Source organism: Pseudomonas sp. A-1 (genome assembly GCF_004801855.1).
Lineage (GTDB): Bacteria > Pseudomonadota > Gammaproteobacteria > Pseudomonadales > Pseudomonadaceae > Geopseudomonas.
Genome location: NZ_SSTC01000124.1, coordinates 1 through 8,412, shown reverse-complemented (window position 1 = coordinate 8,412; position 8,412 = coordinate 1). Strand labels below are relative to the sequence as shown.

Annotated in this window: 9 protein-coding genes; 2 read left to right on the top strand and 7 right to left on the bottom strand. The window is 69.2% G+C overall.

Annotated elements, in window-relative coordinates; translation table 11 throughout:
• Positions 1-1,002, top strand: a 1,002-nt coding sequence (locus tag E5198_RS19235; protein WP_136491547.1) for a TRAP transporter large permease, incomplete at its 5' end; no start/stop codon positions are given.
• Between the two features lie 66 nt (positions 1,003-1,068).
• Here E5198_RS19235 and E5198_RS19230 read toward each other — a convergent pair.
• The 5 genes from E5198_RS19230 to E5198_RS19210 form a co-directional block, all read right to left on the bottom strand.
• The gene (locus tag E5198_RS19230) at positions 1,069-1,863 is read right to left on the bottom strand and encodes a thymidylate synthase (RefSeq protein ID WP_136491546.1); all 795 of its coding nucleotides are present in this window, start codon (positions 1,861-1,863) and stop codon (positions 1,069-1,071) included.
• A 140-nt stretch (positions 1,864-2,003) separates the two neighbouring features.
• A complete protein-coding gene (lgt, locus tag E5198_RS19225) occupies positions 2,004-2,804 on the bottom strand; it encodes a prolipoprotein diacylglyceryl transferase (RefSeq protein ID WP_136491545.1) in 801 nt (266 codons plus the stop codon).
• 9 nt (positions 2,805-2,813) lie between these two features.
• Positions 2,814-3,596, bottom strand: a complete 783-nt coding sequence (locus E5198_RS19220) for a sulfite exporter TauE/SafE family protein (RefSeq protein WP_136491544.1) — start codon at positions 3,594-3,596, stop codon at positions 2,814-2,816.
• Between the two features lie 82 nt (positions 3,597-3,678).
• Positions 3,679-5,958 carry a phosphoenolpyruvate--protein phosphotransferase gene (ptsP, locus tag E5198_RS19215; RefSeq protein ID WP_136491548.1) on the bottom strand — a complete coding sequence of 760 codons (2,280 nt, stop codon included), beginning with the start codon at positions 5,956-5,958 and terminating at the stop codon, positions 3,679-3,681.
• A gap of 48 nt (positions 5,959-6,006) precedes the next feature.
• The gene (locus E5198_RS19210; RefSeq protein WP_136491543.1) at positions 6,007-6,486 is read right to left on the bottom strand and encodes an RNA pyrophosphohydrolase; all 480 of its coding nucleotides are present in this window, start codon (positions 6,484-6,486) and stop codon (positions 6,007-6,009) included.
• Between the two features lie 143 nt (positions 6,487-6,629).
• On the opposite strand from E5198_RS19210, the gene E5198_RS19205 reads away from it, so the two are divergent.
• A complete protein-coding gene (locus E5198_RS19205; protein WP_136491542.1) occupies positions 6,630-7,286 on the top strand; it encodes an HAD family phosphatase in 657 nt (218 codons plus the stop codon).
• Between the two features lie 53 nt (positions 7,287-7,339).
• Here the strand turns inward: E5198_RS19205 and E5198_RS19200 are convergent, their stop codons facing one another.
• Together E5198_RS19200 and E5198_RS19195 are read right to left on the bottom strand one after the other, a co-directional pair.
• Positions 7,340-7,807, bottom strand: coding sequence for a DUF2269 domain-containing protein (locus tag E5198_RS19200; protein ID WP_136491541.1), 468 nt, complete (start codon positions 7,805-7,807; stop codon positions 7,340-7,342).
• Positions 7,804-8,412, bottom strand: a 609-nt coding sequence (locus E5198_RS19195) for a DoxX-like family protein (protein WP_218569071.1), incomplete at its 5' end; no start/stop codon positions are given. The genes E5198_RS19195 and E5198_RS19200, both read right to left, overlap by 4 nt.

The window sequence follows — 8,412 nt, the reverse complement described above, 5'->3', positions numbered from 1 at the left end:
GCCTGCGCCGGCTTCGGCGCCATCTGCGGCTCCTCGCTGGCCACCGCGGCGACCATGAGCCACGTGGCCCTGCCCGAGCTGCGCCGCTACAACTACTCCGGCCGCCTGGCCACCGCCACCGTGGCCGCCGGCGGCACCCTGGGCATCCTCATCCCGCCGTCGGTGCCGCTGATCATCTACGCGGTGCTGACCCAGGAGTCCATCGCCAAGCTGTTCGTCGCGGCGGTGATCCCCGGCATCCTCGCGGTGATCGGCTACATGATCGTGCTGCGCATCATGGTCGCCCGTGAAGGCGGCCATGCCAACGAGCAGCGCAAGGCCACCGCCAGCGAGCGGATCAAGGCCACGATCGGCGTGCTGCCGGTGGTCGGTGTGTTCATCGTGGTGATCGTCGGCATCTACGGCGGCTGGTCCAACCCCACCGAGGCGGCCTCCATCGGCGCCGCGGCCTGCGGCATCCTCGCGGTGATCCAGGGCGGCATGCGCTGGGAAGGCATCCGCACCAGCCTGCTCGGCACTGCCGAGACCACCGCGATGATCTTCCTCGTGCTGCTCGGCGCCGATCTGCTCAACTCGGGCCTGGCGCTGACCCAGATGCCCAACGAGCTGGCCGAGTGGGTGAAGAACAGCGGCCTGGCGCCGATGCTGGTGCTGTTCGCCATCCTCGTGCTGTACCTGCTGCTCGGCTGCGTGATGGACTCGCTGGCGATGATCCTGCTGACCATCCCGATCTTCTACCCGGTGATCATGGGCCTGGACTTCTTCGGCCTGGATCCTTCCGAGAAGTCGATCTGGTTCGGCATCCTCGCCCTGATGGTGGTGGAGATCGGCCTGGTGACGCCGCCGCTGGGGATGAACCTGTTCATCGTCCAGCGCGCCGCCGGCAACGTGCCGCTGACCGAAACCGCCAGGGGCGTGGTGCCCTTCCTCACCTCGGACGTCCTGCGCATCGTCCTGCTGGCGCTGTTCCCCGGCATCAGCCTGTGGCTGCTCAGCCTCTGATCTGTCGCTGAACGGCACGAGGCCCCGCCCGGCAACTGCCGCGCGGGGCCTCGTGCATTCGGGAGGTCAGACCGCCACCGGCGCCTTGATGTGCGGGTGGCTCTGGTAGCCGACCAGCTCGAAGTCCTCGAAGCGGAAGGCGAACAGGTCCTTCACCGTCGGGTTCAGCTTCATCTGCGGCAGCGGCAGGGGCTCGCGCGACAGCTGCAGGTCGGTCTGCTCCAGGTGGTTGGCGTACAGGTGGCAGTCGCCGCCGGTCCAGACGAACTCGCCGGGCTCGAGGTCGCAGACCTGCGCCACCATCATCGTCAGCAGGGCGTAGCTGGCGATGTTGAACGGCACGCCGAGGAAGATGTCGGCCGAGCGCTGGTACAGCTGGCAGCTCAGCTTGCCGTCGGCCACGTAGAACTGGAACAGCGCGTGGCAGGGCGGCAGGGCCATCTGCTCGACCAGCGCCGGGTTCCACGCCGAGACGATCAGCCGGCGCGAGTCCGGATTCTTCCTGATCATCGCGACGAGGTTGGCGATCTGGTCGATCGACTCGCCGTTGGGCGCCGGCCAGCTGCGCCACTGGTAGCCGTACACCGGGCCCAGCTCGCCGTTCTCGTCGGCCCACTCGTCCCAGATGGAGACGCCGTTTTCCTTGAGGTAGCGGATGTTGGTCTCGCCCCTGAGGAACCACAGCAGCTCGTGGATGATGGATTTCAGGTGGCACTTCTTGGTGGTCACCAGCGGGAAGCCGTCGGCCAGGTCGAAGCGCATCTGGTGGCCGAACACCGACCAGGTGCCGGTGCCGGTACGGTCGGCCTTGAAGGTGCCGGTCTCGCGCACGCGGCGCATCAGGTCGAGGTACTGTTTCATGGCAGGGCTCGGTGAACGGAGGGTGGAATGTTAGGCAGCTGCCTGGCGCGGCTCAAGGCCGGCTGCCGGGCGGTATTGGTAGGGTGCGCCATGCGCCGGTATTTCGGTGCGCATGGCGCACCCTGCGTGCCGGTGTCGGTTCAGGCCGCCTGCGCCTGGCGCCGGTAGGCGTAGACCATCAGGCCGATGCCGCCGAGGATCATCGGCAGGCTGAGCAGCTGGCCCATGGTCAGCCAGCCGCCGGCCAGATAGCCGAGCTGGGCGTCCGGCACGCGGACGAACTCCACGAGGAAGCGGAAGCAGCCGTAGCAGGCGGCGAACAGCCCGGACACCGCCATGGTCGGCCGCGGCTTGCTGGAGTACAGCCAGAGGATGACGAACAGCGCCACGCCCTCGAGGGCGAACTGGTACAGCTGCGAGGGATGGCGGGCGAGCTGCGCCGGATCGCTCCAGGCCGGGAACAGCATCGCCCACGGCAGGTCGGTGGGCTTGCCCCACAGCTCGGCATTGATGAAGTTGCCGATGCGTCCGGCGCCGAGGCCCAGCGGTACCAGCGGGGCGATGAAGTCGAGCAGCTCGAACAGGCGCTTGCCGGTGCGCCGGCCGAACCACCACATCGCCAGCATCACGCCGAGGAAGCCGCCGTGGAAGGACATGCCGCCTTCCCAGATGCGCAGCAGCCACAGCGGGTCGGCCAGGAACTGCTCGAAGTTGTAGAACACCACGTAGCCGAAGCGGCCGCCGAGGACCACGCCGCAGGCGGCCCAGAACACCAGGTCGGAGAGGGTGTCGCGCGTCCAGGCGGCATCGAAGCGCGCCAGGCGGCGGGAGGCCAGCCACCAGGCGCCGCCGATGCCGACCAGGTACATCAGGCCGTACCAGTGGATCTTCAGCGGGCCGAGGGCGACGGCCACCGGGTCGATCTGCGGGAAAACCAGCATGTCAGGTCCTCAGAGCAGGAAATTCAGGCCGACGGCAAGCAGCAGCAGGGCGAACAGGCGCTTGAGCACCAGCGGCGACAGCTTGTGCGCCAGCTGCGCGCCGAAGCGGGCGAAGAACATCGAGGTGGCGGCGATGCCGACCACCGCCGGCAGGTAGACGAAGCCCAGGCTCCAGTCCGGCAGCTGGGCTTCGCCGTGACCCAGCCACATGAAACTCAGCGCGCTGGCCACGGCGATGGGCAGGCCGCAGGCCGCCGAGGTGGCCACTGCCTGCTGCATCGGCACGCTGCGCCAGCTGAGGAAGGGCACGGTCAGCGAGCCGCCGCCGATGCCGATGATCGCCGAGGCCCAGCCGATCACCGTGCCGGCGCCGCCGAGACCGGCCTTGCCGGGCACGCCGCCGCTGGCCTTGGGCTGCAGGTTGAAGGCCATCTGCGCGGCCATGCTGATGGCGAACACGCCGATGATCTTCTGCAACCACTCGCCCTGCAGCAAGGAGGCGGTCAGGCCGCCGAGCACGCTGCCGCCGAGGATGCCGAGGGTCAGCCAGCGCACGATCTCCCAGCGCACCGCGCCGCGCTTGTGGTGGGCGCGGATCGAGTTGATCGAGGTGAAGGCGATGGTGGCCAGCGAGGTGCCGACCGCCATGTGGGTGAGCACCTCGGGGGCGAAGCCCTGGACCTGAAAGCTGTAGACCAGCACCGGCACGATGATCATGCCGCCGCCGACGCCGAACAGCCCGGCCAGCACGCCGGCCGCGGCGCCCAGGATCAGATAGATGACGAACTCCATTGCCACTCCCCGCAGGCAAAGCGGCATGGTACCGGATTGGCCGCCCGCGGCTCTAGGCTCCGGGTGAAATCGCGCGCCGGACTCAGCCCTGCACGCTGCCGCCCGGCGCCAGCATGCGGCTCAGGCCGAGGTTGCGCAGGTGCAGCTGCAGGGTGCTGTGGATCAGCGGGGCGTGGTCGAGGGCCAGCACCAGGTCGAGCAGCTCGCGCGCCTGCTCCAGCGACAGCTGGCGCAGCAGCCACTTCACCTTGGGCAGGTTGGTGGCGTTCATCGACAGCGAGTCGAAACCCATGGCCATCAGCAGCAGGGCGGCCGTCGGGTCTCCGGCCATCTCGCCGCAGATGCTCACCGGCTTGCCGACGCTGTGCGCATCGTCGACCACGCGCTTGAGCGCCTGCAGGATCGACGGGTGCAGGTAGTCGTAGAGGTTGGCCACCCGCGGGTTGTTGCGGTCGACCGCCAGCAGGTACTGGGTCAGGTCGTTGGAGCCGACCGACAGGAAGTCGACCTGGCGGGCCAGTTCGCGGGTCTGGAACACCGCGGCGGGGATCTCGATCATCACCCCCACCGGCGGCATGGGCACGTCGACGCCTTCCTCGCGCACCTCGCTCCAGGCGCGGTGCAAGAGGCGCTGCGCCTCCTCCAGTTCGGGCAGGCCGCTGATCATCGGCAGCAGGATGCGCAGGTTCTCCAGGCCCTCGCTGGCCTTGAGCATGGCGCGCGCCTGGACCAGGAATATCTCCGGGTGGTCGAGGGTGACGCGGATGCCGCGCCAGCCGAGGAAGGGGTTCTCTTCCTTGATCGGGAAGTAGGACAGCGCCTTGTCGCCGCCGATGTCGAGGGTGCGCATGGTCACCGGCAGCGGGTGGAAGGCCCTGAGCTGGTCGCGGTATATCGCCACCTGCTCCTTCTCGCTGGGGAAGCGCTCGTTGGTCATGAACGGCACTTCGCTGCGGTACAGGCCGACGCCCTCGGCACCGCGCTCCTGGGCGCGGGCGATGTCGGCGAACAGCCCGGTGTTGACCCACAGCGGCATGCGGTGGCCGTCGGTGGTCTCGCAGGGCAGGCTGCGCAGGGCATCGAGGCCGCGGTTGAGCTGGCGCTCCTCCTCGGCGATCTCGCTGAACTGGCGGCGCAGGCCGGGAGAGGGGTTGGTGAACACGTCGCCGCGGTTGCCGTCGACGATCAGCTCGATGCCGTCGAGCATGGTGTAGGGCAGGTCGACCGCGCCCATCACCGTGGGGATGCCCATGGCGCGGGCGAGGATGGCGACGTGCGAGTTGCTCGAGCCGGTCACCGAGACCAGGCCGGCCAGCTTGCCGGACGGCACCTCGCCGAGCATCGCCGGCGACAGCTCCTCGCTGACCAGGATGGTGCTGTCCGGGTAGACCAGCTTCTGCTGGCGGGCCTGCTGCAGGTAGGCGAGGATGCGCCGGCCGATGTCCTTGATGTCCGAGGCGCGCTCGCTGAGGTAGGCGTCGTCCATCAGCTCGAAGCGCTGCACATGGCCGTTGACCACCTGGCGCAGGGCGCCCTGGGCCCACTGGCCGGTCTCGATGACCTTGATGACTTCGCCGGCGATCGAGGCGTCGTCGAGCATCATCAGGTAGACGTCGAACAGCGCGCGCTCCTCCTGGCGCAGCTGGCTGGCCAGCCGCGCGGACAGCTCGCGCATGTCCTTTCGCACCGCCTCGACGGCGTTGTAGAAGTAGGCGATCTCGCCGTCGATGTCGTCGACCGGGCGGTCCGGCACCACCTCGAGGTCGGCCGGCGGCAGCACCACCACGGCGCTGCCGAGGGCCACGCCGGGCGAGCCGGGTACGCCGAGGAAGCGGGTGTCGGGAGTGGCCTTGCCCTGCTTGCCGAGGCCGCGGATCGAGCCGGTCGCTTCGGCGTGGGCGATCACCCCGGCGAGCTGGGCGCTCATGGTGACCAGGAAGGCTTCCTCGCCCTCGTCGAACTGGCGGCGCTCCTTCTGCTGCACCACCAGCACGCCCATCACCCGGCGGTGGTGGATGATCGGCGCGCCGAGGAAGGAGGCGTAGCGCTCCTCGCCGGTCTCGGCGAAGTAGCGGAAGCGCGGGTGGCTGGAGGCGTCCTCGAGGTTGAGCGGCTCCTCGCGGGTGCCGACCAGGCCGACCAGGCCCTCGCTGGGCGCCATGCTGACCTGGCCGATGGAGTCCTTGTTGAGGCCTTCGGTGGCCATCAGCACGAAACGGTTGCTCTGCGGGTCGAGCAGGTACACCGAGCAGACCTGGGTGCCCATGGCTGCACGCACGCGCTCGACGATGATCGCCAGAGCGGTATCGAGATCCCGGGCGGCGTTGACCTCCTGGATGATCTTGCGCAGCGTGTGGAGCATGGTCAAAGGTTGGGCGCTCCTCTACAGGTCGGCCTCGGATTAAAGGACTCAGTCGCGGATCGGCAGGCGCGGCGCCAGTTCCTTCAGGGCGCGGCGGTACACCTCGCGCTTGAAGGACACCACCTGGCCCAGCGGATACCAGTAGCTGACCCAGCGCCAGCCGTCGAACTCCGGCTTGCCGGTCAGGTCCATGCGCACCCGCTGCTCGTCGCCGGTCAGGTGCAGCAGGAACCACTTCTGCTTCTGGCCGATGCACAGCGGCTGGCTGTGGGTGCGCACCAGGCGCTGCGGCAAACGATAGCGCAACCAGCCGCGCGTGCAGGCGAGGATGCGCACATCCTGGGGCTCCAGGCCGACTTCCTCGTTCAATTCGCGAAACAGTGCCTCTTCCGGCGACTCCTGCGGGTTGATGCCACCCTGGGGAAACTGCCAGGCATCCTGGTTGATGCGTCGCGCCCACAGCACCTGACCGACTTCATTGGCCAGGATGATGCCGACATTCGGTCGGAAACCATCGGGATCGATCACGGCGGATACCTCGAAACATATATGCCCGGATTGTTCCACAAAGCCCGTCACAGCGGCAACGCGGATGCGGCGGCACGTGGGCAGCCCCGACAAAACGGGGTAGGCTTGGTCGTTCCCATCCCCATCCGAAGAGAATTCCCACCGTGCGTCTGGCGCTATTCGACCTCGACAACACCCTGCTGGCCGGCGACAGCGACCATGCCTGGGGCGACTGGCTATGCCGTCGCGGCATCCTCGACGAGGCCACCTACAAGGCGCGCAACGACGAGTACTACCAGGACTACCTGGCCGGGCGTCTGGACATCCAGGCCTACCTGAACTTCTGCCTGGCGGTGCTCGGCCAGTACGACCGCGCGCAGCTGGACGCCTGGCACCGCGAGTTCATGGCCGAGTGCATCGAGCCGATCATCCTGCCCAGGGGCGAGGCGCTGCTCGCCGAGCACCGCGCCGCCGGCGACCGGCTGGTGATCATCACCGCCACCAACCGCTTCGTCACCGCGCCGATCGCCGCGCGCCTGGGCGTCGACACCCTGCTGGCCACCGAGTGCGAGATGCAGGACGGGCAGTACACCGGGCGCACCACCGACATCCCCTGCTTCCGCGAGGGCAAGGTGACCCGCCTGGAGCGCTGGTTGCTGGAGAACGGCATGAGCCTGGCCGGCAGCACCTTCTACAGCGACTCGCGCAACGATCTGCCGCTGCTCGAGCAGGTCGACCAGCCGGTGGCGGTCGACCCCTGCGCGGAGCTGCGCGCCATCGCCGAACAGCGCGGCTGGCCGGTGATCTCGCTGCGCGGCTGATGCCCACGGAGCAATGCCGACGGCGCCTGCGGGCGCCGTCGTCGTTTCCGGCTTCAGGCGGGCTTGACCACCATCAGGCCGAAAATCACCACGAAGGCGGTGAACGCCGGCCAGCCGAGGGCGAACCACCAGGCCATGTAGCGCCCGGCCAGCGCCGGCAGCGGCGTGCCGTCGCGCTCGGCCTGCACGGCCAGGTCGCGCACGCGGATCTGCAGCCACACCACCGGCAGCCAGCACAGCCCGGCCAGCGCATAGAGGACCAGGGTCACCAGCAGCCAGTGCTGGCCGAGCGGCCAGCCGCCCAGGTGGACCATGGCCAGGCCGCTGAGCGGCTGGAGGATGGCGGTGGGCGTGGTGAACAGCCAGTCGGCGGCGACCAGGTGGCGGAAGGTGGTGGCGATGGTCGTCACCTGGGCGCTTTTCCAGGCGCGCCAGGCGTAGTACGCCGAGCCGAGGCCGGTGCCGAACAGCAGGGTGGAGGAGAGGATGTGCAGGGTCTTGAGCAGCAGGTAGAAGGTCATGAGGCGCTCCGTCCGTGGGCGGGTGGCAGCCACAGCAGCCACAGGCTGAGGGCCAGCAGCACCAGGTTCTTGCCGACGCCCTGGAAGGGATCGAACCAGTAGTGCGGCAGCAGCCAGGAGATCAGCGCCGTGTAGGCGAGCATCAGGGCGACCTGCGCCTGCAGCGCGCGACGGCGCCAGCGCCGCCACAGCAGGCCGAGGCCGAGGGCGCCGTCGAGCAGGGCGCCGCCGGCCACGGCGATGCGCGCCGGCCAGCCGTCGATGCCGGCCTCGGCGAGGATGCGCAGGCCCCAGGCGAAGCCGGGGCCGAGGCAGGCCAGCGCGGTGCCCAGCCAGATCAGCACCAGCAGGGCGAGCAGCAGCGGCTGCATGATCAGGCCGAGGCTCTCGCTCGCCTGCGGCCAGTCGTGCAGGCGCATCGCCAGTGGCTGGCAGCGGTGGCCGCAGGCTTCGGCCAGCGGCTCGGGCGAGGCCAGGTTGTCGCGCCGGGCGAGACGCAGGGTCTGGCGGTTCAGCGCGCGCCAGCCCAGGCGCTCGCCGAGCAGCGCGCCGAGGGCGGCCAGCGGGCGCGGCAGCGTCCAGTAGCGCCCCGGCCCCCAGCCCTG

Excerpts from the sequence above, each read along its gene's own strand:
- E5198_RS19230 (WP_136491546.1), bottom strand. The coding sequence starts at position 1,863 with ATGAAACAGTACCTCGACCTGATGCGCCGCGTGCGCGAGACCGGCACC.
- E5198_RS19220 (WP_136491544.1), bottom strand. The coding sequence starts at position 3,596 with ATGGAGTTCGTCATCTATCTGATCCTGGGCGCCGCGGCCGGCGTGCTG.
- lgt (WP_136491545.1), bottom strand. The coding sequence starts at position 2,804 with ATGCTGGTTTTCCCGCAGATCGACCCGGTGGCCGTCGCCCTCGGCCCG.
- ptsP (WP_136491548.1), bottom strand. The coding sequence starts at position 5,958 with ATGCTCCACACGCTGCGCAAGATCATCCAGGAGGTCAACGCCGCCCGG.
- E5198_RS19200 (WP_136491541.1), bottom strand. The coding sequence starts at position 7,807 with ATGACCTTCTACCTGCTGCTCAAGACCCTGCACATCCTCTCCTCCACC.